The sequence below is a fragment of the Actinomadura sp. GTD37 genome, assembly GCF_041951365.1.
In the GTDB taxonomy this organism is placed as follows: Bacteria; Actinomycetota; Actinomycetes; order Streptosporangiales; family Streptosporangiaceae; genus Spirillospora.
This window is the reverse complement of record NZ_JBGNUS010000008.1, coordinates 81380-101935: the sequence shown is the minus strand read 5'-3', so window position 1 is coordinate 101935 and position 20556 is coordinate 81380. Positions and strand designations below refer to the sequence as shown.

The following is a 20556-nucleotide window of genomic DNA, read 5'->3' as shown; positions in this document are numbered from 1 at the left end:
GACAAGTGTCCAGAACTACCGATCGCTTGCTTCTGCTGGACGGGCGGCTCGTCCCCGGGACGGGCGGCGCCGCCTTCGAGACGATCAATCCCGCGACCGAGGAGGTGCTCGGCACCGCCGCCGACGCCACCGCCGCCGACATGGACCGCGCGATCGGCGCCGCCCGCCGCGCGTTCGACGAGACCGCGTGGGCCACGGACCGCGCCTTCCGCGCGCGCTGCCTGCGGCAGCTCCGGGAGGGGCTGCGGCGCCGCGCCGACGAGCTGCGCGAACTCACGATCAAGGAGGTGGGCGCGCCGCGGTTCCTGACGTTCGGGGCGCAGCTGGACGCGCCCGTCGACGATCTCGGGTGGTTCGCCGACCTCGTCGAGTCCTACGAGTGGGAGCGGGATCTCGGCCGGGCCGAGCCGATGGGGATGCCCAGCCACCGGCGGGTCTCCCGGGAGGCGGCCGGCGTCGTCGGCGCCATCACCCCGTGGAACTTCCCGCACCAGATCAACCTGGCCAAACTCGGCCCGGCGCTGGCGGCGGGGAACACGGTGGTGCTGAAGCCGGCGCCCGACACGCCCTGGTGCGCGGCGGTGCTCGGCGAGGTCATCGCCGAGGACACCGACATCCCGCCGGGCGTCGTCAACGTGGTGACGTCGTCCGATCACGCGCTCGGCGCCCAGCTCGCGCAGGACCCGCGCGTCGACCTGGTGTCGTTCACCGGGTCCACGGAGACGGGCCGGAACGTGATGGCCGGCGCGGCCGGGACGCTGAAGCGCGTCTTCCTGGAACTGGGCGGGAAGTCCCCGTTCATCGTGCTGGACGACGCCGACCTGCGGGCCGCGTGCTCGTACGCGGCGTTCTCCGGGATCGCGCACGCCGGGCAGGGGTGCGCGATCACGACCCGCATCCTCGTCCCCCGGGACAGGTACGCGGAGGCCGCCGAGATCACGGCGGGCACGCTGGCGAAGCTCGGCGTGGGCGATCCCGCCGACGACCGGACGATCTGCGGCCCCGTCATCTCGGCGCGGCAGCGCGAGCGCGTCGAGGGCTACCTGGAGCTGGCCGTCGAGGAGGGCGGCGCGTTCGCGTGCGGCGGCGGGCGCCCGGAGGGCCGCGACAAGGGCTTCTGGATCGAGCCGACGCTGATCACCGGGCTGACGAACGACGCCCGCGCGGCGCGCGAGGAGATCTTCGGCCCGGTGCTGGTCCTGCTGCCGCACGACGGCGACGACGACGCGGTGCGGATCGCGAACGACTCCCCGTACGGGCTGTCGGGCGCGGTGCACGGCGGCGACGCGGAGCGGGCGCGCGGGGTCGCGCGGCGGCTGCGCGCCGGGACGGTCAGCGTGAACGGCGGCGTCTGGTACGGCGCCGACGTCCCGTTCGGCGGCTACAAGCAGTCGGGCATCGGCCGCGAGATGGGCGTGGCCGGGTTCGAGGAGTACCTGGAGACCAAGGCGATCGCGGAGGGCGCATGAGGTTCGAGGGAAAGGTCGCGGTCGTCACCGGGGCCGCGCAGGGCATCGGCGAGGCGTACGCGCGAGCACTGGCTGCCGAGGGCGCGCACGTGGTCGTCGCCGACGTGGACGAGCGCGGGCAGGGCGTGGCCGACGAGGTCAAGGGCCTGTTCGTCCGGACGGACGTCTCCGACCCCGCGTCGGTCGAGGCCATGGCCGCGGCCGCGAAGGAGCGGTTCGGCGGCATCGACCATCTCGTCAACAACGCCGCCATCTTCGGGACGATGAAGCTCGACTTCCTCTTCACCGTCGACTGGGACTACTACAAGAAGTTCATGTCCGTGAACATGGACGGCGCGCTGCTGTGCGCGCGTGCCTGCTACCCGCACATGCAGGAGCGCGGCGGCGGTTCCATCGTGAACCAGTCGTCCACGGCGGCCTGGCAGTACTCCGGCTTCTACGGGCTGGCCAAGGTCGGCGTCAACGGGCTCACGCAGCAGCTCGCGCACGAGCTGGGCAGCATGAACATCCGCGTGAACGCGATCGCGCCAGGCCCGATCGACACCGAGGCCAACCGCACGGTCGTGCCGGGGAACATGTCGCAGAAGATCGTCCGGGACAGGATGGCGCTCAAGCGCATGGGGTCCCCAGAGGACCTCGTCGGCGCGTGCCTGTTCCTGCTGTCGGACGACGCCGCGTGGATCACCGGCCAGATCGTCAACGTGGACGGCGGCGAGGTGTTCCGCTCATGACGGTGGGGTTCATCGGGCTCGGCCAGATGGGCGCGCCCATGGCCGGGCATCTGGCCGGCGAGGGCCTGGTCGTGTACGACGCGCGAGCGGAGGCGATGGCGCCGCTGGTGAAGGCGGGCGCGCGGGCGGCGCGGAGCGTCGCCGAGGTCGCCGCGCACGCCGACCTCGTCTCGATCATGGTGCGGGACGACGACCAGGTGAACGAGGTCGGGGACGAGGTGCTCGCCAGCGCCCGTCCGGGCACGGTCCTCGCGGTCCACTCGACGATCCGCGCGAGGACGGCCGAGGACCTCGCGACGCGGGCCCGGCGGTACCGGATCGAGGTCGTGGACGCGCCGGTCAGCGGCGGGTTCATGGGCGCGAGCGCGGGCAGCCTCGCGGTGATGGTCGGCGGGACGGACGAGGCGTTCGAGCGCTGCCGGGAGCCGTTCGGCGCCTGGGCTGAGCTCGTCCTGCACATGGGACCGGTCGGCGCGGGCACCCGCACGAAGCTGGCCCGCAACATGCTGCACTTCATCTCGTTCACGGCCGCCGCCGAGGCGCAGCGGCTGGCCGAGGCGTCGGGGGTGTCGCTGCGGAAGCTCGGCCGGGTCGTCCGGCACACCGACGCGATCACCGGCGGGGCCGGTTCGATCATGCTCCGCCCGACGACCGCGCCGCTGGAGCCGGGCGACGACCTGTACGGCATCCTGTGCCACACCCGGGACCTCGGCGAGAAGGACCTGTCCCTCGCCCTGGAGCTGGCGGACGAGCTGGGCGTGGACGTACCGCTCGCCCGGATCGCCCGCGACCGCTTCGGCCCCGGCCTCGGCCTCGGCCCGGCGAAGGGAGAAGCCGATGGATGAGCGAGGCGAGGCGGAGGCCCCGGCGGGTCCTTCCCCCACGGGCGCCGGGAACGAGCGGCGCGAGCGCGGGCTGGAGATGATGCGGCAGGTCTACGGCTGGGACATCGAGGACGCCCCGGGCGAGTTCTTCGGCATCACCGTCGACCATCTCTTCGGCGACATCTGGACGCGTCCGGGCATCAGCATGCGCGACCGGCGCCTGCTGCTCATCGGCGTGCTGGCCGGTCAGGGGCTCAACGACGTCCTCGACATCCAGATCCCGGCGGCGCTGGCCAACGGGGAGCTGTCGCCGGAGGAGCTGCGCGAGATCGGCATCTTCCTGACCCACTACGTCGGCTGGCCGCTCGGCTCCCGGCTGAGCGTCCAGATCGACACGCTGATCGCCAAGCACGAGAAGCGGAAGAAGCGGGACGGATAGGCAACCGGGCGGCCGGTGCGAGCGTCCAACGTCCATGCGTGGTCGTATCTTCGCACCGGCCGCGACGGTGCTGCTGCTCGCCGGCGCCGCCGGGTGCACCGGAACGTCCGGGTCCGCCGCCCGGCCGAGCGCGGCGCCGGCGGCGCGCCTCGTCGCCTACGGCGGCTGCGACGCGCTCCTCCAGGACCTGCGCGGCGCCACGGCCGACAGGGTCGGCCCGACCGGGCTGGACGACATGCCGCCCATGCCCGGAGACGGCATGTGGGCGCTCGAGAAGGGCCGCCTGCCCGCCGAGGCCGCCGGACCGCAGCGGCACTCCACGACGAACTCCCACGAGCCGGGCGCGGACGAGCCCGACTCCGTGAAGACCGACGGCCGCCGGATCGTGACGGTCGCCGGGCAGCGCCTGCGGGTCATCGACCCGGCCACACGCAAGATCACGCACACGCTGAAGCTGCCGGGCTCCGGCCGGTTCGACCACGACGAACTGCTCCTCAGCGGCGACCGCGCACTCGTGCTGACGGACCGCACGCCCCCGCTGCCCGCCCGGCGCGAGCCGCCGCCGGGCTACACGGGCCGCGCCATGCGGCTCACGCTGGTCGACCTCTCCGCCGCCCCGAGGATCGTCGCCACGATGACGTCCGACGCCCAGTACCTGGACGCGCGGCAGAGCGGCTCGACGGCGCGCGTCGTGGTGCGCTCCGAGCCGAAGATCGACTTCCCCGGCGGGACGGACTCCGGGGACGCGACCGAGGAGAACCGGGTGGAGGTCTGGAAGGCCCCGCTCGACGCCTGGCTCCCGGCGTTCCGGCTGGACGGCGGCACGTCGTACCGCACGCCCTGCGACCAGGTCAGCCGCCCGGCCTCGATCAAGGGCTCGTCCATGCTGACCGTGCTGACCTTCGACCTGGGCAAGGGCCTCGGCGACCCGCAGGCGATCGCGGTCACCGCCGACGGCTCCACGGTCTACGGCAACGGAAAGAGCCTGTACGTCACCGGCATGCCCCCGCAGGTGTTCAGGTGGTCGGCCAAGAACCCGCCCAGGGCGCTCACCGACATCTACAAGTTCGACCTGAGCGGCGGCGGACGTCCCCGCTACGCCGCGTCGGGGTCCGTCAACGGGTTCCTGCTCGACCAGTACTCCATGTCCGAGCACGACGGAATCCTGCGCCTGGCCACGACCACCGACCGGAACGGCGCCGAGTCCCAGAGCTCGGTCCACGCCCTGGCCCAGCACGGCGCCCGCCTCGACCAGATCGGACGGATCGACGGGCTCGGCAAGGGCGAGCGCATCCACTCCGTCCGGTTCATCGGCCCGAAGGGCTACGTGGTGACGTTCCGGCGGACCGACCCGCTGTACGCGCTCGACCTGGCGGACCCGCGCCGCCCCCGCCTGACCGGCGAACTGAAGATCACCGGCTACTCCGCCTACCTGCACCCCACGGCGGACGGCAGGCTCCTCGGCGTCGGCCGGGACGCCGACACGTCCGGCCGCACGACCGGCCTCCAGGTCTCGCTCTTCGACGTGTCCGGCACGCCCCGCCGCGTCGGCGCGTACACGCTGCCCGGGGCGACGTCCCAGGTGGAGTTCGACCCGCACGCGTTCCTGTATCGGCCCGAGACCGGCCTCACCGTCGTCCCGGCCGGGCGCGCGGACGGCACGGCCGCCGAGGCCCTCGCCCTCAAGGTCACCGGGACGTCCATCAGCCGGGTCGGCACCGTCCGGCAGCCGGAAGGCGGCATCGTCCGCTCGCTCGTCGTCGGCGGCACCCTCTGGACGTTCTCCGGCGACGGCGCGTACGCCGCCGACGCGTCCACCCTTGAGAAGGCCGCCTGGCTGCCCTACCGCTAGCGCAGCCCGGTCGAGCGCTTCAGCGCCGTCTGGATGAGCCGGTCGACCAGCGCCGGGTAGTCCAGCCCGGTCGCCGCCCACATCTGCGGGAACGCCGACGCCGGGGTGAAACCGGGCATGGTGTTGATCTCGTTGAGGATCCAGCGCCCGTCCGGCGTGTGGAAGAAGTCCACGCGGGCGAGGCCCTCGCAGTCGAGCGCCTCGAACGCCTGCACGGCGACGCGGCGGACCTCCTCGATCGCGGCGGCCGGCAGGTCCGGCGGGATCGCCATCCGGGTGGAGCCGTCGAGGTACTTGGTCTCGAAGTCGTAGAAGTCGTGCTCGCCCGCCATCAGCACCTCGGCGGGCAGGCTGGCCACGGCCGGGCCGTCGTCCTCGCCCTGCAGCACGCCGCACTCGACCTCACGGCCCTCGACGGCGGCCTCCACGACGACCTTCGGGTCGTGCTCGCGGGCGGCCTCGACCGCCGCCTCCAGCGCGGCCTCGTCGGCGACGCGGGTGATGCCCATGCTCGACCCGGCGCGGGCCGGCTTGACGAACACCGGGGCGCCGTCCGCGAGGCCCAGCTCCTTGATCTCGTCGATCTTGCGCTTGCGCTCGCGCCGCCACTCCCGGTCGCCGACCAGGACGTACGGGCCGACGGGCAGGCCGCGCGCCTGCCAGACGAGCTTCATGTAGCCCTTGTCCATGCCGACGGCGCTGGCCAGCACCCCGGCGCCGACGTACCGGACGCCCGCGAGGTCGAGCAGCCCCTGGATGGTGCCGTCCTCGCCGTAGGGTCCGTGCAGGAGCGGCAGGACGACGTCGACCTCCGCGAGCGTCTCCGGGATCTCGCCCGGCCGGACGACCAGCAGCCCGCGGCCGTCGGGGTCGAACGGCAGCGCGAGGGCGCTGCCCGCGCCGGTCACCTCGGGCAGCCGGCCGTCCTCGATGGCGAGGCTCAGATCCGCGGGCGGGAGCACCCAGCGCCCGTCGCGGGCGATGCCGACCGGCACCACCTCGTACCGGTCCCGGTCGATGGCGGCCATGACGGCGCCCGCGGTGACGCAGGAGATCGCGTGCTCGGAGCTGCGCCCGCCGAAGACCACGGCCACGCGGATCTTAGAAACCTGGGACATGACGTCCGACCCTACCTGTGATCAGTCCGGCTCGGCCACGGGCGTTCCGGGCGCGGCCCGCATCGCCGGCGCCCCCCGTCACACCCCGTACCGCTCGGGCTTCGGGGAGCGCGAGATCAGCGAGACGGCCGCCTCCTTGATCGGCATGCCGTGGTGCAGGACGGCGGTGACCGCCTCCGCGATCGGCATCTCCACGCTGTGCTTGCGGGCCAGCTCCAGCACCGCCTCGGACGACTTGACGCCCTCGGCGGTCTGCTTGGTGACGGCGATGACCTGGTCGAGGGTCATGCCGCGGCCGAGGTTCTCGCCGAACGTCCGGTTCCGCGACAGCGGCGACATGCACGTCCCGACGAGGTCGCCCATGCCGGCGAGCCCGGCGAAGGTGTGCTCGTCGGCGCCGAGCGCCGCGCCCAGCCGGGCGATCTCGGCGAGCCCGCGCGTCATCAGCACCGCCTGGGTGCTCGCGCCGAAGCCGAGCCCGACCGCCATGCCCACGCACAGCGCCACGATGTTCTTCACCGCGCCGCCGAGCTCGCAGCCGACCACGTCGGTGGAGGTGTAGACGCGGAAGTACGGGGTCATGGTCGCGGCCTGGAGGCGGCGCGCGACGGCCTCGTCCACACAGGCGGCGACCGCGGCGCCGGGCTCCCCGCTCGCGATCTCGCGGGCCAGGTTGGGGCCGCAGAACACGCCGACGCGCTCCTCGGGGACGTCGGCGACCTCGCGGATCACCTCCGACATCCGCCGGGTGGTGCCCATCTCGACGCCCTTCATCAGGCTGACGAGCACCGCGTGCGGCGGCAGGTGCGGCACCCAGCCGCCGAGGTTGCCCCGCAGGGTCTGCGCCGGGACGGCCAGCGCGACGAAGTCGGCGCCCTCCAGCGCCTCCGCCGGGTCCAGCGTGGCGCGGACGCCGTCCGGCAGCGTGACGCCGGGCAGGTAGTCGGGGTTCTCGTGCCGCTCGTTGACCGCCTCGACGATCTCGGGGCGGCGGCCCCACAGGACGACCTCGCCGCCGGCGTCGTGCAGCAGCTTGGTGAACGTCGTCCCCCAGGATCCGGCGCCCATCACCGCGGTGCGGAAGGTCACGAGTCGGCCGCCTTCCGCTCCGCGGCGGCCCCGGTCTCCGGCGCGGACGGCGGCGCCGGCTCGGGGACCGCGGCCCGGACCGCGTCGGCCGCGCGGCGGCGCTCCTCCAGGACCTTGTGGTGGTCGTAGCGCTCCGCGGGCGGTTCCGCGCCGCGCAGCTCACCGAGGAGCCCGGCGATCGCGGTCATGATGTCGTCGGTGGCGGCGCGCAGCGTCTCCTTGCCGAGCGGCAGCCCCGCGTAGCGGGACAGGTCCACGGGCGGCCCGGCGATCACTCTCATCGTCTTGCGGGGCAGCGGGTGGAACCCCTTCTTCAGGCTCCCCGCGAGGCCCTTCTGCTCGCCCTTCTTGTACGGCATCAGCTCGTGCGCGCCCCAGCTCGCCACGGGGACGACCTTGGCGCCCGTCTTCAGCGCCATGCGGGCGACGCCCGTCTGGCCGGTCATGGGCCACAGCTCGGGGTCACGGGTGCAGCTGCCCTCCGGGTAGAACATGAGGCATTCGCCGTCCACGAGCGCCTTCTCGGCGTCCTCCAGTGCGGAGGCCGCGTCGGCGCGGTCGCGGTGGACGGGGATCTGCCCGGTGCCGCGCAGGACGGCGCCGATGAACCGCACGTCGAACAGCGTGGACTTGGCCAGGTAGACGGGGTACCGGCCCGCCCCGTGGACGAAGTGGGCGAGCGCGAGGGGGTCGGACTCGGAGATGTGGTTGGCGGCGATGATGACGCCGCCCTCCCCGGGTACGTTGCCCCGGCCCCGCCAGTCCCGCTTCAGGAGCCCGAACAGCAGCGGGCGCAGGACGACGATCGTGAGCTTCCGCCAGCCCGGCGAGTACCGGTGGCTCATGCCCGTCCCCTCCTCATTACGTCCCCTCCTCGGTTCATCCCCCGGATGAACGTGGGGTGTCATCAAGTGTCGCGGTTCCGTGCGCATAGTGTCGAGTTGCCATGTCTACTGCAGCGCGGTCCACCGCATCGCACGGGGCGTCCCGCCCCCGCTGGTCGCTCGTCGTCCCCGTCAAGGTGCTCGCCAGGGCCAAGACGCGCATGTCCGCGGCCGCGGGCCCGCACCGGGAGGCGCTCGCGCTCGCGGTGGCGGCCGACACGGTCGCCGCGGCGCTGCGCTGCGACCGGGTCCGCGACGTGATCGTAGTCACCGACGATCCCCTTCCGGCGGCCGACCTCGCCGCCCTCGGCGCCCGGGTGGTGCCCGACGTCCCGGACGCCGGGCTGAACCCGGCGCTGGTCTACGGCGCCGGCCGGGGCCGCGCGCTCGCCCCGGACGCGGGGGTGGGCGCGCTGTCGGCAGACCTGCCCGCTCTGCGGCCGGACGAACTCGCCCGCGTCCTCGACGCCGCCGCGGCCGCGCCCGAGGCGTTCGTGCCGGACGCGGCCGGCGTCGGCACGACGCTCTACACGGCCCGTCCGGGCGTCCCGTTCGCGCCCGCGTTCGGCGGCGGCTCCCGCGCCGCGCACCGCGCCCGGGGCGCCGCGGAGATCCTGCTCCCCGGCACCGACAGCGTCCGCCGGGACGTCGACACCCCGGACGACCTCCGCGCCGCCCTCGCCCTCGGCACCGGCCCCCGCACCGCCGAGGTCGCGGCCCGGCTGCCGTCGTTGGCCTAGAGTTCCGGTCATGCAGGCGACGGTGAAGGCGTTCGACGCGCAGACCCGGGCGGGGAGCGTGCTGCTCGACGACGGGACGGAGCTGCCGTTCGACGCGGAGGCGTTCGCGGCGGGCGGGCTGCGGCTGCTGCGGTTCGGCCAGCGGGTGAACCTCGCGATGGACGGCGGCCGCGTCGCGGTGGTGACCCTCTCGACGTTCCCGCTGCCGCCGTGACGCGACAGCGCCCGGGACCGTTGGCACGGTCCCGGGCGCTGTCGCGCGGTGAGGCTACTTCTTGCCTGCCACCAGGTTCTTGAAGTCGGCGCCGGCCTTGAACTTCGGCACGGACGTCGCGGGAACCTCGATGGTCTTGCCCGTTGCGGGGTTGCGGGCCGTACGGGCAGGCCGGTCGGCCTTCTCGAACGAACCGAACCCGGTGATCGCGACCTTGTCGCCCTTGGCGACGGCGGTCTGGATCGCCTCCAGGATGGCGTCGACGGCCTCGGCTGCGGCCTTCTTGCTGCCCAGCCGGTCCGAGATCGCGTCGACCAGCTCACGCTTGTTCATGGGTTACTCCTCTAGTTCCCCCCTTGCCCGAACGAAACTAAGGGACCCTCAGCATGGACACAATCACCTGCACGCAATAGTTGGCGTGTCGCTGGCGTTTTTGTCGCCCTCGCCCCCGTCTCGCCGGGTGACCGGACTGGATCCGGCCACTGCGCACGCTAACCGACGTCGGGCCCGTCGCGGAAATCGGCGAGGAACGCGTCCAGCCTGCGGGCGGCCAGTCCGGCGTCCCGTTTCGCCAGATCGGTGATCGCCAGCAGGTGCCGGATGAGCCGCTGCCGGGTCTCCGGCGGAAGGGGCGCGACGGCTTGATGAGCGTCACGCAACTGGCGTGCGAGCAGCGTCAACGCGGGGTCGTCCCACTCCGGACCGGCCCACGGGACGGCAGTCAATTCCATTCCCCCAAACGGTCGGCGTGCATGGCACTACAGGAATTGTCCCTGGTGCCCATGCGGCCCGTCCCGCCCGGGGGTGTCCTCAGCGTGTCGGGGTGCGCCCCGTTACCGGAGCGCACCTCCGTCACATGCCCGATCGGCGCCGGCGCGTCAGACCGTCGTCGGCAGCCAGGACCGGCGGGATTTCTCGAATTCGCCGACGGCGTCGGCGTGGCGGAGGGTGAGGCCGATGTCGTCCAGGCCCTCCATGAGCCGCCAGCGGGTGTAGTCGTCGATCTCGAAGGACGCGGCCTCGCCGGCGTAGCGGACCTCGCGCGCCTCCAGGTCGACGGTGATCTCCAGGGCGGGGTCTTCCTCGACCCTGGCCTGGAGGTCCGCGACCTGCTCGCCGGTCAGGATGACGGGGAGCAGGCCCATCTTGGTGGAGTTGTTGCGGAAGATGTCGCCGAAGCGCGGCGCGATGATGGCGCGGAACCCGTACTGCTGAAGGGCCCACACGGCGTGCTCGCGGGACGAGCCGGTGCCGAAGTCGGGCCCGGCGACCAGGATGCGGGCGCCCTCGTACCGGGGCTGGTTCAGGACGAACTCCGGGTCCTCGCGCCAGCCGGAGAACAGGCCCTTGTCGAACCCGGTGCGGCTGACCTGCTTCAGCCAGACGGCCGGGATGATCTGGTCGGTGTCGACGTTGCTGCGGCGCAGCGGGACCGCGCGCCCGGTGAAGGTGGTGAACGCTTCCATCTCGGTTCCTTAGAGGTCTGCGGGCGCGGACAGGCGGCCGGTGACGGCGGTCGCGGCGGCGACGGCGGGCGACACCAGGTGGGTGCGGCCGCCCGGTCCCTGGCGTCCCTCGAAGTTGCGGTTGGACGTGGAGGCGCTGCGCTCGCCGGGCGCGAGCTTGTCGGGGTTCATCGCCAGGCACATGGAGCAGCCGGCCTCCCGCCACTCGGCGCCGGACGCGGCGATGACCGCGTCGAGGCCCTCCTCCTCGGCCTGCTTCTTGACGTTCATGGAGCCCGGCACGACCAGCATGCGGACGCCGTCGGCGACCTTGCGGCCGCGCAGCACGCCGGCGACGGCGCGGAGGTCCTCGATGCGTCCGTTGGTGCAGGAGCCGACGAAGACGGTGTCGACCCGGATGTCGCGCAGCGGCGTCCCGGCGGTGAGGCCCATGTACTCCAGGGCGCGCTCGGCGGACTGCCGCGCCACCGGGTCGCCGTAGGACGCGGGGTCCGGCACGGACTCGCCGAGCGGCAGGCCCTGGCCGGGGTTGGTGCCCCAGGTGACGAACGGGGTCAGCTCGGCCGCGTCGATCACGACCTCCTTGTCGAAGACCGCGTCGTCGTCGGTGCGCAGGGACGTCCAGTACTCGACGGCGGCGTCCCAGTCCGCGCCCCGCGGGGCGTGGGGGCGGCCCTTGAGGTACTCGAAGGTCGTCTCGTCCGGCGCGATCATCCCGGCGCGGGCGCCGGCCTCGATGGACATGTTGCAGACCGTCATGCGGCCTTCCATCGACAGGGAGCGGATCGCCTCGCCGCGGTACTCGATGACGTGGCCCTGGCCGCCGCCGGTGCCGATCCGGGCGATGACCGCGAGGATGAGGTCCTTGGCGGTGACGCCGCCGGGCAGCTCGCCCTCGATCGTGACGGCCATCGTCTTCGGCTGGGTCTGCGGCAGCGTCTGGGTCGCGAGGACGTGCTCGACCTCGCTGGTGCCGATGCCGAAGGCGAGGGCGCCGAACGCGCCGTGCGTGGAGGTGTGCGAGTCGCCGCACACGACGGTCATGCCGGGCTGGGTCAGGCCGAGCTGCGGGCCCATGACGTGCACGATGCCCTGGCCGTCGTCGCCCATCGGGTGCAGCCGGACCCCGAACTCGGAGCAGTTCTTGCGCAGCGTCTCGACCTGGGTGCGCGACACCGGGTCGGCGATGGGCTTGAGCAGGTCCGTGGTCGGGACGTTGTGGTCCTCGGTGGCGATCGTCAGGTCGGGGCGGCGGACCGGGCGGCCGGCCATGCGCAGCCCGTCGAACGCCTGCGGGCTGGTGACCTCGTGGACGAGGTGCAGGTCGATGTAGAGGAGGTCAGGCTCACCCTCGGCGCGTCGTACGACGTGCGCGTCGTAGACCTTCTCGGCCAGTGTTCGGCCCATCACTCCCACCTCACCTGTACTGATCGTCGGCGTCCCGGGCCGGTCGCCCGTGCCGCCGTGGTCTCCGTCACCCTGACTTGCATCTCATATTACGAGACGGCAATATCAAGACATGGACAACTCTAGCGGAGTCGGCGTACTTGACAAAGCCGTTCTCGTTCTGAACGCGCTGGAGGCCGGCCCGGCCTCGCTCGCCCAGCTCGTCCAGACGACCGGGCTCGCCCGCCCCACGGCCCACCGGCTGGCCGTCGCGCTGGAGCACCACCGCCTCGTGCACCGCGACACGCAGGGGCGCTTCATCCTCGGGCCGCGGCTCGCCGAGCTGGCCGTCGCGGCCGGCGAGGACCGGCTGCTCGCGATCGCCCAGCCCATTCTGGCCCAGTTGCGCGACCTCACCGGCGAGAGCGCCTCGCTGTTCCGCCGCCAGGGGGACGTCCGGGTCTGCGTGGCCGCCGCCGAGCGGACCAGCGGCCTGCGCGACACCATCCCGGTCGGCGCCGCGCTCCCGATGACGGCGGGCTCGGCCGCGCAGATCCTGCTCGCCTGGGAGGAGCCCGACCGGCTGCACCGGGGGCTGCGCAACGCCAAGTTCGAGGCGACGACGCTCGCGTCCGTCCGGCGGCGGGGCTGGGCGCAGAGCGTCGGCGAGCGCGAGCAGGGCGTCGGGTCGGTGTCCGCGCCCATACGTGGCGCCGGCGGCCGGGTGATCGCCGCCGTGTCCGTGTCCGGCCCGCTCGAACGGCTCACCCGCTCCCCCGGCCGCCTGCACGCGCCCCCGGTGGCCGCCGCCGCCGAGAAGATCTCCGAGGGGATGCGCCGCACCGCCTCCTGATCCCCCGCCCCCTGATCCCCCGCACCGCGCGAACCAGCACAACTCGGACACGCATTGGATAGTGCCAGTATCCAATCCCGCGACCTGGATACCGTTGACTCCCGGTAAAGGGGGTTCGACGGTGCAGATCTCCGAGCTCAGCGATCGGAGCGGGCTGACGGTCCAGACGATCAAGTTCTACATCCGGGAGGGCCTGCTCCCGAAGGGCTCGGCGGTCACCGCGACCCGCTCGGAGTACGACGGCCGCCATCTGGAGCGGCTGCGGCTGATCAACGCGCTGCGCGAGGTCGGCGACCTGCCGGTGGCGGCGATCCAGCAGATCATCGCGGCCGTCGAGGACGACGGGGTCGGCCTGCACGAGCTGTTCGCCGCCACCCGGCACGCGATCGGCCCGCACGTCGCCGCCCCGCACGACCCGCACTGGCGCGCCGCCCGCGAGGACGTGGACGCCCTCGTCCGCGAACTGGGCTGGACCGTCGGCCCCGACGCCCCCGCCCGCGACCTGCTCGCGCACACGTTCGTCGCGCTGCGCCGCCTCGGCTTCCCCATCACCCTCAAGGACCTGCGGCCCTACGTGAAGGCCGCGACCGAGGTCGGCGAGCACGAGATCGGCCGGGTCGCCGAGGGCGCGCCCCGCGGCCGGACGGCCCATGCGCTGCTCGTCTCCACCGTCCTCTACGAGCAGGTCCTCACGGCGCTGCACCGGCTGGCCCAGGAGGACGCCTCCGCCCGCCGCTTCGGCGCCCGCTGACCCGCACCCCCACCTGGTATTTCCAAGATAATCAGTCGGAATTGATATTCACGGCCCGGAAATTAGAGCATGCAGTTTCTCGCCTAACATGAATGGCGATGACCTCGACACGTGAACCGCGCTCCCGCGGCGGCGGATGGGCCGGCCGCCTGCTCGCCGAGGGCAGCGACCCCGACCCGCGCTTCAGCCTCGCCAACGAGCGCACGTTCCTCGCCTGGATCCGGACGGCGCTGGCACTGATCGCGGGCGGCATCGGCGTCGCGCTCGCCGGCGACTACGTCGAGCCGCTGCTGCGGCACGGCCTCGCGGTCGCCTTCGCCGCGACCGGCGCGCTCGTCGCCGCGTTCGCGTTCCGCCGCTGGCTGCGCACCGAGCGCGCCCTCCGCCGGGACGAGACGCTCCCGCCGCCCGCGCTCGCGCCGGTCATGGCCTACGGCATCGCGGTCGCCGCGATCGTCCTGCTGGTCGCCGTCCTGGTCACCCAGTGAAACTCTGGGACCGGGGAGCGCAGCCGGAGCGGACCGCGCTCGCCTGGTCGCGCACCACCCTGGCCCTCATCGTCGCGGGGCTGCTGTGCGTGCGGCTCGCGCCCGCGGCGCCGGGCGCGGCCGCCGCCGCGGCCGTCGTCTGCGGCGGCGCCGCCCTGCTGGTCCGCCGCACCCGGGTGAGCCTGCGCCTGCGGCGGCACCGGCTGCCCGCCGGCCTCGGCGCGGCCGACCCGGCCTCCGTGCTCCTCATGACGGGCCTGGCGCTGCTGCTGGCCCTGGTGGCGCTCCTCTTCGCCCTCGGCTGACCCCCCGACCCATGCGCGGTGCGCATGGCTCCCGTGCGGGATCTTCACTGGTGTCATGCCATAAGGGCGCCTAACGTCGATTCCGTTATGACACGAATCGCTTTTCCCGGACCGGGACGCATGGGTTCCTCACCGACATGGACCTTCGCCGCGAGTACGGGGCCGTCCGGAGCCGGTACTTCACCGGCGCCCCGCCGACCAGCACGACGGTCGAGGTGTCCCGGCTGTTCCACCCGGACGCGCTGATCGAGGTCGAGGGCGTCGCCGCCGTCCCGTAGCGGCTAGCCGCGCAGTTCTCCGGCCGCGTCCCGCAGGTCCGCCAGGAACGCGGTGACGGCCGGGGACCTGCGCGCGTGCCGTCCCACCGCCGCGTAGACGGCGCGCCGGGGACGGCCGGACGCCACCGCGCGCAGCGCGACGCCCTCCCGCGCCAGCGCGGACTCGGCGAGCGCGGGCACGAGCGTGACGCCGAACCCCTCGGCGCAGACGTCCTCCAGGGCCGCGACCTGCCGCGAGACCGCCGACTGCGTGTACCCCTCGGCGGTGGCGGCGGCGGTGAACGAGCCGAGGTCCGCGACGGCGACGAACGTCCGCAGCAGCACCGGATCGAGAGCCTCAGCACGCATCCCACGAAGGATACGGGGCCACCACGATCCCGAGGTGATCGATCGGCTTGGTACCCTTATGTCCTCACCCTCCGTCATTCTCGCAGGTCTGCGCCGAGGTCGCCCATGTCCGAGAGCCGTCCGTTCGTCAGTCTCGCGACCGACTTCGGCGCCGCCTACACCTCCGTCTGCGCCGGCGTCGTGTACACGATCGCGCCGGCGGCGAACGTGCTCGTGCTGAGCGACGAGATCACCCCGTTCGGCGTGCGCGAGGGCGCGATGCTGCTGCGCCAGGCGCTCCCGTACCTGCCGGCCGGTGTGCACACCGGCATCGTCGATCCGGGCGTCGGCACGCCCCGGCTGCCCGTCGCGATCGAGACCGGACGCGGCGACGTGCTCGTCGGGCCCGACAACGGGCTGCTCGTCCCGGCCGCGGAGAAGCTGGGCGGCGTCGTCCGGGCGCACGCCCTGGAGAACCCCGCGTACCGGCTGCCGGACGTGTCGACCTCCTTCCACGGCCGCGACGTCTTCTCCCCCGCCGCAGCGCACCTCGCGAACGGCGTCGACGTCGCCGACCTCGGCGCGCCGGTCGAGCCGCTGCCGCTGGACGTCCCCGCCCCGGTGGCGGGCGAGGGCGAACTGACCGTCCCCGTCCTCTACACCGACCGCTTCGGCAGCCTGGTCCTCGGCGCCGAGCGCGCCGACCTGGCCGCCGCGTTCGGCGAGCCGGCGCCCGGAACGCCGCTGGACGTCACCTGGACCGCTCCACGACCCGGCTCGGCGCGCGTCACGTTCGAGGAGACCTTCGGCGCCGTCGCCCTCGGCGAGCCGCTGCTGTGGATCGACTCGTCCGGCTGGCTGGGCCTCGCCGTCAACCAGGGCTCGGCCACCGCCGTCCTCGGCCTCGCGGGCGCGGCGGCCCTCACGCTGCGCCCCGCCCCGTCCCGCTCCTGACCAAGAAAGATCGCTGGAGGCACCCCTTGAACCGCCGCCCCCTGTCGGCCGTCCTCGCCGGACTGGCCGCCCTCGCCCTCGCCGGCACCGCCTGCGCCCCGCAGGAGGACGACACCGCCGCCGCGTCCAAGAGCCCCGCGTCCTGCACGAAGGACCGGCTCCCCCTGAAGACGCCCGGCAAGCTCACGGTCGCCACCGACAAGCCCGCGTTCGAGCCGTGGTTCAAGGACGACGACCCGGAGAACGGGCAGGGTTTCGAGAGCGCCGTCGCCTACGCGGTCGCGGACAGGCTGGGCTTCACCAAGGAGGAGGTGACCTGGACGGTCGAGTCGTTCGAGTCGTCCTACGCGCCTGGAGCGAAGAAGTTCGACTTCGACATCAACCAGGTCTCGGTCACCCCGGCCCGCGAGAAGGCCGTGACGTTCAGCGCCGGCTACTACGACGTCCAGCAGGGCGTGGTGGCGCTGAAGGGCACCAAGTACGCGGACGCGACGAGCATCGCCGAGCTGAAGGGCGCGAAGATCGCCGTGCAGGTCGGCACGACCTCCTACCAGGCGGTGCAGAACCAGCTCAAGCCGGACGGCGCGCCGAAGGTCTTCAACAACCAGATCGACGCCGTCAACGCGCTGAAGAACAAGCAGGCCGACGTCCTGCTCGTCGACCTGCCGACCGCCTTCTACGTGACCGCGGCCCAGGTCGAGGACTCCAAGATCGTCGGGCAGCTGCCGCAGACGCAGGGCGGCGAGACCGAGCACTTCGGGCTGCTGCTGGAGAAGGGCAGCCCGCTGGCCGGCTGCCTCGACAAGGCGGTCGGCGAGCTGAAGTCGTCCGGTGAGCTGGCCAAGATCCAGGAACAGTGGCTGACGACGTCGGCCGGCGCGCCCGTCCTGAAGTGACCGTCCCCGAGAACGCCGCGTCCGGGGACACCTGGGTCAAGAGCGCGCGGCAGCTCGACCGGGAGCGGCGGCGCCGCCGCGCGGGCGTACGGTCGACGTCCCTCGCGACGGCGTCGACCCTGCTGTTCGCGGTCGTCGTCGCGGCGGTCGTGGTGTCCTCACCCGGCTGGCAACGGGTGCACGAGACGTTCTTCGACTGGGACGAGTTCGCCGGCGCGTTCCCGGACGTGCTGCACGGCTTCTGGCTCAACGTCCGGATCTTCCTGATCGCCGAGCCGGTCGTCCTGGTCGTCGGGCTGCTGGTGGCGCTCGCCCGCGGGCTGCGCAACCCGCTGTTCTTCCCGCTGCGGGCGCTGGCCGTCGCCTACACCGACGTGTTCCGCGGCATCCCGACGATCCTGCTGGTGTACCTGGTCGGGTTCGGGCTGCCCGCGCTGCAGCTCCAGGGCGTCCCCGGCAGCCCGGCCGTGCTCGGCGGGTTCGCGCTGGTCCTCTCCTACGGCGCGTACGTCGCGGAGGTGTTCCGCGCGGGCATCGACTCGATCCACCCGAGCCAGCAGGCCGCCGCCAGGTCGCTCGGCCTGACCAGGACGCAGAGCCTGCGCTTCGTCGTCCTCCCGCAGGCGGTGCGCCGGGTCGTCCCGCCGCTGCTGAACGACTTCGCGTCCCTGCAGAAGGACACCGCGCTCGTCGCCGTCCTCGGCCCGCTGGAGGCGCTCCGCCAGGCGCAGATCCATTCGGCCGACACCTTCAACTACACGCCGTTCCTGGCCTCGGCCGTGCTGTTCATCGCGCTGACGGTGCCGATGGCCCGGTTCACCGACCATCTCGCGGCCCGCGCCGGGCGGCGCCGCGCCCCCGGAGGCGGCATATGAGCGAACCGCTGCTGCGCGTCGACGGCGTGTGGAAGACCTACCACGCGCAGCCGGTGCTGCGCGGCGTCGACCTGGACGTCGCGCAGCACGAGGTCGTCTGCCTGATCGGCGCGTCCGGCTCCGGCAAGTCGACGCTGCTGCGCTGCGTGAACGTGCTGGAAACGGTCGACGACGGCGCGATCTTCCTGGACGGCGCGGACATCACCGACCCGGCCGCCGATCCCGACGACGTCCGCAAGCGCATCGGGATGGTGTTCCAGTCCTACAACCTGTTCCCGCACATGTCGGTGCTGGACAACATCACCCTCGCCCCGGTGCGCGTGCACAAGCGGCGGCGCGCCGAGGCCGAGAAGGACGCCCGGGAACTGCTGGAGCGGTTCGGGCTCGCGGACAAGGCCGCCGAGTACCCCGACCGGCTGTCCGGCGGGCAGCAGCAGCGCGTGGCGATCGTCCGGGCGATGGCCGGGCGGCCGAGCCTCCTCCTGCTGGACGAGGTGACGTCCGCGCTGGATCCCGAGCTGGTCACCGAGGTCATGGACATCATCCGCGAGCTGAAGGACTCCGGCATGACGATGGTCCTCGCGACGCACGAGATGGGGTTCGCCCGCGACATCGCCGACACCGTGTGCTTCCTGCACGACGGCGTCCTGCTGGAGCGCGGGACCGCCGAGCAGATCTTCACCGAGCCCGCCGAGCCCCGGACCCGCGAGTTCCTGCGCCGCGTCCTGGAGTCCCGCCGCCTGTAGGAGACTGATCGGCATGGCAGACCTCGACGTGGTCGCGTGGGTCCAGGTGTCGGGCGGCCGGATGCTCGCCGTCCGGTCGCGCGGGCGCGATCTCCTCTACCTCCCCGGCGGCAAGCGCGAGCCCGGCGAGGACGACTGGTCGGCGCTGTCCCGCGAGGTCCGCGAGGAGCTGGACCTGGAGCTCGACCGGACGTCCTTCCGCGAGCTGGGCGTCGTCCGCGCGGCCGCCCACGACCAGCCCGACTTCACCCACGTGCGCATGGCCTGCTTCACCGCGGGCTACGCGGGCACGATGGCGGCGGCCGGCGAGGTGGACGAGTACGTCTACGTGGGCGCGTCCGACCGCCACCTCCTCGCCCCGGCGGCCGGGGCCGCCCTGGACCTGGCGGACGAACAGGGCCTCCTCCGCTGAGCCTCCGGGATCTCGTCCGCGAGCCCGACGGCCTGGTGGAAATGCGCGCCCCGCGCGCGCCCGCCTGAGCGCGGCGTCAGGACACGGCGAGCGCGATGCCGCTGCCGATTCCCAGCGCGACGGAGAAGGCGGCGGCCACGACGGCGACGCCCGTGGCGCCGGGCGCGGGGCGGAGCGGGCGGTCCGGTCGTCCGAACAGCGGGACGATCCAGCGCAGGTAGTAGAAGACGCTCGCGACCGAGTTCACGGCGGCGGCGACGGCGAGCCAGAGGTAGCCGCCGTCCAGCGCCGCGCCGAACATCAGGACCTTCCCGACGAACACGGCGGTCGGCGGTGTGCCGACGAAGCCGAGCAGGCAGACGACCAGCGACAGCCCGAGCAGCGGGGAGCGCCGCATCAGCCCGGCGTACCCGGCGAGGTCGTCGCGTCCGGCCGCGAGGACGACCGCGAACGCGCCCAGGTTCGTCACCGCGTAGGCCGCGACGTAGTACAGCAGCGCGGGCTCGGCCAGGGCGCTGCGTCCCGCCATCGCGACCGGGACGAGCAGGTAGCCCGCCTGGCTGACGGTCGAGTAGGCGAGCAGCCGCCGCACGTTGTCCTGCCCGAAGGCGGCGAGGTTCCCGAGCGTCATCGTGGCCGCCGCGATCACGGCCACGAGCGCGGGCCAGGACGTCCCGGACGGCAGCGCATCGGCGCCGAACCGGTAGAGGGCGGCGAACGCCCCGATCTTCGGGACGGTGGTGACGAACGCGGCGATGGCGGGCGGGGCGCCCTCGGTGACGTCCGGAACCCAGTAGTGCCCGGGGACGGCGCCCGCCTTGAACAGCAGCCCGGCGAGCAGCGCGACGACGCCGGCGGCGACCGCCGCCTCCGGGGCGCCCGCGAGCCCGGCGCGCAGCGCCGGGTACGCGGTGCCGCGCCCCACCCCGGACAGCAGCGTCACCCCGGCGAGCATGAACACGCCGAGCAGCGCGCCCATCAGGTAGTACTTCAGCGCGGCCTCGGTGCCGGGCGCGTCCTTGCCGAACCCGGCGAGGGCGTAGGCGGGGATGCTCGCCAGCAGGTAGGCCGCCACCAGGACGAGCAGGTCGGCCGAGGCGCCGAGCACGATCGCCCCGAGCGCCGACAGCAGGATCAGGACGTAGTGCTCGCTCTCCCGGGGATGGCCGCGCACCCGCCCGGCCGCCAGGACCAGCACGCCCAGGGCCGCGCCCAGCACGGTGATCCGGGTGACGTGCGTGATCGGGTCGAGGAGGAACGCGTCGAACACCGCCAGGTCGGCGCGGGTCGCGGCCACGCCGGCGGCGGCCAGCCCGGCGGCGAGCCCCGCCGCGCAGACGGCCGCGACCCGCCACTGCCGGTCGCGGGGCAGGAAGAGCCCGTTGACGAGGCCGAGCACGGCGGCGATCAGCACGCACAGCTCGGGGGCGAGGTCGGCGGGGTTCTCGTTCATCACCGT

General features: G+C 73.2%; 25 protein-coding genes and 1 pseudogene. 17 read left to right on the top strand and 9 right to left on the bottom strand.

What is annotated here, in order from left to right:
- Nucleotides 1–5 precede the first annotated feature (5 nt).
- The 5 genes from ACA511_RS32545 to ACA511_RS32525 are packed head-to-tail and all read left to right on the top strand — an operon-like array spanning nt 6 to nt 5315.
- Entirely contained in the window at nt 6–1469 is a 1464-nt protein-coding gene (locus ACA511_RS32545) for an aldehyde dehydrogenase (RefSeq protein ID WP_375028515.1), read from the top strand.
- Nucleotides 1466–2200, top strand: coding sequence for an SDR family oxidoreductase (locus tag ACA511_RS32540; protein ID WP_375028514.1), 735 nt, complete (start codon nt 1466–1468; stop codon nt 2198–2200). Before ACA511_RS32545 ends, ACA511_RS32540 begins: the two co-directional genes overlap by 4 nt.
- On the top strand, nt 2197–3045 hold the full coding sequence (locus ACA511_RS32535; RefSeq protein ID WP_375028513.1) for an NAD(P)-dependent oxidoreductase: 849 nt from the start codon (nt 2197–2199) through the stop codon (nt 3043–3045). The genes ACA511_RS32540 and ACA511_RS32535 overlap by 4 nt, the downstream gene beginning before the upstream one ends.
- Nucleotides 3038–3463: a carboxymuconolactone decarboxylase family protein gene (locus ACA511_RS32530; RefSeq protein ID WP_375028512.1), complete on the top strand. Its 426-nt coding sequence runs from the start codon at nt 3038–3040 to the stop codon at nt 3461–3463. The genes ACA511_RS32535 and ACA511_RS32530 overlap by 8 nt, the downstream gene beginning before the upstream one ends.
- A 34-nt stretch (nt 3464–3497) precedes the next feature.
- Nucleotides 3498–5315 carry a beta-propeller domain-containing protein gene (locus ACA511_RS32525; RefSeq protein WP_375028511.1) on the top strand — a complete coding sequence of 606 codons (1818 nt, stop codon included), beginning with the start codon at nt 3498–3500 and terminating at the stop codon, nt 5313–5315.
- Here ACA511_RS32525 and ACA511_RS32520 read toward each other — a convergent pair.
- From ACA511_RS32520 to ACA511_RS32510, 3 genes are all read right to left on the bottom strand, one after another.
- Nucleotides 5312–6433, bottom strand: a complete 1122-nt coding sequence (locus ACA511_RS32520; RefSeq protein WP_375028510.1) for a D-alanine--D-alanine ligase family protein — start codon at nt 6431–6433, stop codon at nt 5312–5314. The genes ACA511_RS32525 and ACA511_RS32520 overlap by 4 nt on opposite strands.
- A 78-nt stretch (nt 6434–6511) precedes the next feature.
- Nucleotides 6512–7501 (bottom strand): NAD(P)H-dependent glycerol-3-phosphate dehydrogenase, encoded by a 990-nt coding sequence (locus ACA511_RS32515; RefSeq protein ID WP_375028732.1) that lies wholly within the window; start codon nt 7499–7501, stop codon nt 6512–6514.
- Between the two features lie 17 nt (nt 7502–7518).
- Entirely contained in the window at nt 7519–8367 is an 849-nt protein-coding gene (locus ACA511_RS32510) for a lysophospholipid acyltransferase family protein (RefSeq protein WP_375028509.1), read from the bottom strand.
- Nucleotides 8368–8468: 101 nt separating this feature from the next.
- Between ACA511_RS32510 and cofC the strand changes: the two genes are divergently transcribed.
- Nucleotides 8469–9146, top strand: a complete 678-nt coding sequence (gene cofC / locus ACA511_RS32505; protein WP_375028508.1) for a 2-phospho-L-lactate guanylyltransferase — start codon at nt 8469–8471, stop codon at nt 9144–9146.
- A gap of 10 nt (nt 9147–9156) precedes the next feature.
- Nucleotides 9157–9360, top strand: coding sequence for a hypothetical protein (locus ACA511_RS32500; RefSeq protein ID WP_375028507.1), 204 nt, complete (start codon nt 9157–9159; stop codon nt 9358–9360).
- A gap of 54 nt (nt 9361–9414) precedes the next feature.
- Here ACA511_RS32500 and ACA511_RS32495 read toward each other — a convergent pair whose 3' ends face one another.
- From ACA511_RS32495 to leuC, 4 genes are all read right to left on the bottom strand, one after another.
- Entirely contained in the window at nt 9415–9693 is a 279-nt protein-coding gene (locus ACA511_RS32495; RefSeq protein WP_026403810.1) for an HU family DNA-binding protein, read from the bottom strand.
- Nucleotides 9694–9851: 158 nt separating this feature from the next.
- The gene (locus tag ACA511_RS32490; RefSeq protein WP_375028506.1) at nt 9852–10091 is read right to left on the bottom strand and encodes a hypothetical protein; all 240 of its coding nucleotides are present in this window, start codon (nt 10089–10091) and stop codon (nt 9852–9854) included.
- A 147-nt stretch (nt 10092–10238) separates the two neighbouring features.
- Complete coding sequence (leuD, locus tag ACA511_RS32485; protein WP_375028505.1) at nt 10239–10826, bottom strand: 3-isopropylmalate dehydratase small subunit; 588 nt, start codon at nt 10824–10826, stop codon at nt 10239–10241.
- A 9-nt stretch (nt 10827–10835) separates the two neighbouring features.
- On the bottom strand, nt 10836–12233 hold the full coding sequence (leuC, locus tag ACA511_RS32480; RefSeq protein ID WP_375028504.1) for a 3-isopropylmalate dehydratase large subunit: 1398 nt from the start codon (nt 12231–12233) through the stop codon (nt 10836–10838).
- Between the two features lie 112 nt (nt 12234–12345).
- Here leuC and ACA511_RS32475 point away from each other — a divergent pair, with 112 nt between their 5' ends.
- From ACA511_RS32475 to ACA511_RS32455, 5 genes and pseudogenes are all read left to right on the top strand, one after another.
- A complete protein-coding gene (locus tag ACA511_RS32475) occupies nt 12346–13065 on the top strand; it encodes an IclR family transcriptional regulator (RefSeq protein WP_375028503.1) in 720 nt (239 codons plus the stop codon).
- 121 nt (nt 13066–13186) lie between these two features.
- Nucleotides 13187–13816, top strand: a complete 630-nt coding sequence (locus tag ACA511_RS32470) for a MerR family transcriptional regulator (RefSeq protein ID WP_375028502.1) — start codon at nt 13187–13189, stop codon at nt 13814–13816.
- 98 nt (nt 13817–13914) lie between these two features.
- The gene (locus tag ACA511_RS32465) at nt 13915–14304 is read left to right on the top strand and encodes a YidH family protein (protein WP_375028501.1); all 390 of its coding nucleotides are present in this window, start codon (nt 13915–13917) and stop codon (nt 14302–14304) included.
- Nucleotides 14301–14609, top strand: coding sequence for a DUF202 domain-containing protein (locus ACA511_RS32460; RefSeq protein ID WP_375028500.1), 309 nt, complete (start codon nt 14301–14303; stop codon nt 14607–14609). Before ACA511_RS32465 ends, ACA511_RS32460 begins: the two co-directional genes overlap by 4 nt.
- A 128-nt stretch (nt 14610–14737) precedes the next feature.
- Nucleotides 14738–14887, top strand: a pseudogene (locus ACA511_RS32455) (RidA family protein); the annotation flags it as partial.
- A gap of 3 nt (nt 14888–14890) precedes the next feature.
- Here ACA511_RS32455 and ACA511_RS32450 read toward each other — a convergent pair.
- On the bottom strand, nt 14891–15235 hold the full coding sequence (locus tag ACA511_RS32450; protein WP_375028499.1) for a LysR family transcriptional regulator: 345 nt from the start codon (nt 15233–15235) through the stop codon (nt 14891–14893).
- Nucleotides 15236–15340: 105 nt separating this feature from the next.
- Here ACA511_RS32450 and ACA511_RS32445 point away from each other — a divergent pair, with 105 nt between their 5' ends.
- From ACA511_RS32445 to ACA511_RS32425, 5 genes are read left to right on the top strand one after another with little or no spacing between them, the layout of a single operon-like run.
- Nucleotides 15341–16168, top strand: a complete 828-nt coding sequence (locus ACA511_RS32445) for an S-adenosyl-l-methionine hydroxide adenosyltransferase family protein (RefSeq protein ID WP_375028498.1) — start codon at nt 15341–15343, stop codon at nt 16166–16168.
- Nucleotides 16169–16194: 26 nt separating this feature from the next.
- On the top strand, nt 16195–17064 hold the full coding sequence (locus ACA511_RS32440; RefSeq protein WP_375028497.1) for an ABC transporter substrate-binding protein: 870 nt from the start codon (nt 16195–16197) through the stop codon (nt 17062–17064).
- Entirely contained in the window at nt 17025–17939 is a 915-nt protein-coding gene (locus ACA511_RS32435; RefSeq protein ID WP_375028496.1) for an amino acid ABC transporter permease, read from the top strand. Before ACA511_RS32440 ends, ACA511_RS32435 begins: the two co-directional genes overlap by 40 nt.
- Nucleotides 17936–18685, top strand: a complete 750-nt coding sequence (locus tag ACA511_RS32430; RefSeq protein ID WP_375028495.1) for an amino acid ABC transporter ATP-binding protein — start codon at nt 17936–17938, stop codon at nt 18683–18685. Before ACA511_RS32435 ends, ACA511_RS32430 begins: the two co-directional genes overlap by 4 nt.
- A 13-nt stretch (nt 18686–18698) precedes the next feature.
- Complete coding sequence (locus ACA511_RS32425) at nt 18699–19097, top strand: NUDIX domain-containing protein (RefSeq protein ID WP_375028494.1); 399 nt, start codon at nt 18699–18701, stop codon at nt 19095–19097.
- Between the two features lie 76 nt (nt 19098–19173).
- Here the strand turns inward: ACA511_RS32425 and ACA511_RS32420 are convergent, their stop codons facing one another.
- Nucleotides 19174–20550 (bottom strand): NADH-quinone oxidoreductase subunit N, encoded by a 1377-nt coding sequence (locus ACA511_RS32420; RefSeq protein ID WP_375028493.1) that lies wholly within the window; start codon nt 20548–20550, stop codon nt 19174–19176.
- Between the last annotated feature and the right edge of the window lie 6 nt (nt 20551–20556).

Bases quoted from the DNA above. Each gene is read 5' to 3' on its own strand.
- ACA511_RS32420 (WP_375028493.1), bottom strand. From the start codon at position 20,550: ATGAACGAGAACCCCGCCGACCTCGCCCCCGAGCTGTGCGTGCTGATC.
- cofC (WP_375028508.1), top strand. From the start codon at position 8,469: ATGTCTACTGCAGCGCGGTCCACCGCATCGCACGGGGCGTCCCGCCCC.
- ACA511_RS32475 (WP_375028503.1), top strand. From the start codon at position 12,346: ATGGACAACTCTAGCGGAGTCGGCGTACTTGACAAAGCCGTTCTCGTT.
- leuC (WP_375028504.1), bottom strand. From the start codon at position 12,233: ATGGGCCGAACACTGGCCGAGAAGGTCTACGACGCGCACGTCGTACGA.
- ACA511_RS32535 (WP_375028513.1), top strand. From the start codon at position 2,197: ATGACGGTGGGGTTCATCGGGCTCGGCCAGATGGGCGCGCCCATGGCC.
- ACA511_RS32425 (WP_375028494.1), top strand. From the start codon at position 18,699: ATGGCAGACCTCGACGTGGTCGCGTGGGTCCAGGTGTCGGGCGGCCGG.
- ACA511_RS32445 (WP_375028498.1), top strand. From the start codon at position 15,341: ATGTCCGAGAGCCGTCCGTTCGTCAGTCTCGCGACCGACTTCGGCGCC.
- ACA511_RS32500 (WP_375028507.1), top strand. From the start codon at position 9,157: ATGCAGGCGACGGTGAAGGCGTTCGACGCGCAGACCCGGGCGGGGAGC.
- ACA511_RS32450 (WP_375028499.1), bottom strand. From the start codon at position 15,235: ATGCGTGCTGAGGCTCTCGATCCGGTGCTGCTGCGGACGTTCGTCGCC.
- ACA511_RS32540 (WP_375028514.1), top strand. From the start codon at position 1,466: ATGAGGTTCGAGGGAAAGGTCGCGGTCGTCACCGGGGCCGCGCAGGGC.
- ACA511_RS32495 (WP_026403810.1), bottom strand. From the start codon at position 9,693: ATGAACAAGCGTGAGCTGGTCGACGCGATCTCGGACCGGCTGGGCAGC.
- ACA511_RS32530 (WP_375028512.1), top strand. From the start codon at position 3,038: ATGGATGAGCGAGGCGAGGCGGAGGCCCCGGCGGGTCCTTCCCCCACG.
- ACA511_RS32465 (WP_375028501.1), top strand. From the start codon at position 13,915: ATGACCTCGACACGTGAACCGCGCTCCCGCGGCGGCGGATGGGCCGGC.
- ACA511_RS32520 (WP_375028510.1), bottom strand. From the start codon at position 6,433: ATGTCCCAGGTTTCTAAGATCCGCGTGGCCGTGGTCTTCGGCGGGCGC.
- leuD (WP_375028505.1), bottom strand. From the start codon at position 10,826: ATGGAAGCGTTCACCACCTTCACCGGGCGCGCGGTCCCGCTGCGCCGC.
- ACA511_RS32525 (WP_375028511.1), top strand. From the start codon at position 3,498: ATGCGTGGTCGTATCTTCGCACCGGCCGCGACGGTGCTGCTGCTCGCC.
- ACA511_RS32510 (WP_375028509.1), bottom strand. From the start codon at position 8,367: ATGAGCCACCGGTACTCGCCGGGCTGGCGGAAGCTCACGATCGTCGTC.
- ACA511_RS32430 (WP_375028495.1), top strand. From the start codon at position 17,936: ATGAGCGAACCGCTGCTGCGCGTCGACGGCGTGTGGAAGACCTACCAC.
- ACA511_RS32490 (WP_375028506.1), bottom strand. From the start codon at position 10,091: ATGGAATTGACTGCCGTCCCGTGGGCCGGTCCGGAGTGGGACGACCCC.
- ACA511_RS32515 (WP_375028732.1), bottom strand. From the start codon at position 7,501: ATGGGCGCCGGATCCTGGGGGACGACGTTCACCAAGCTGCTGCACGAC.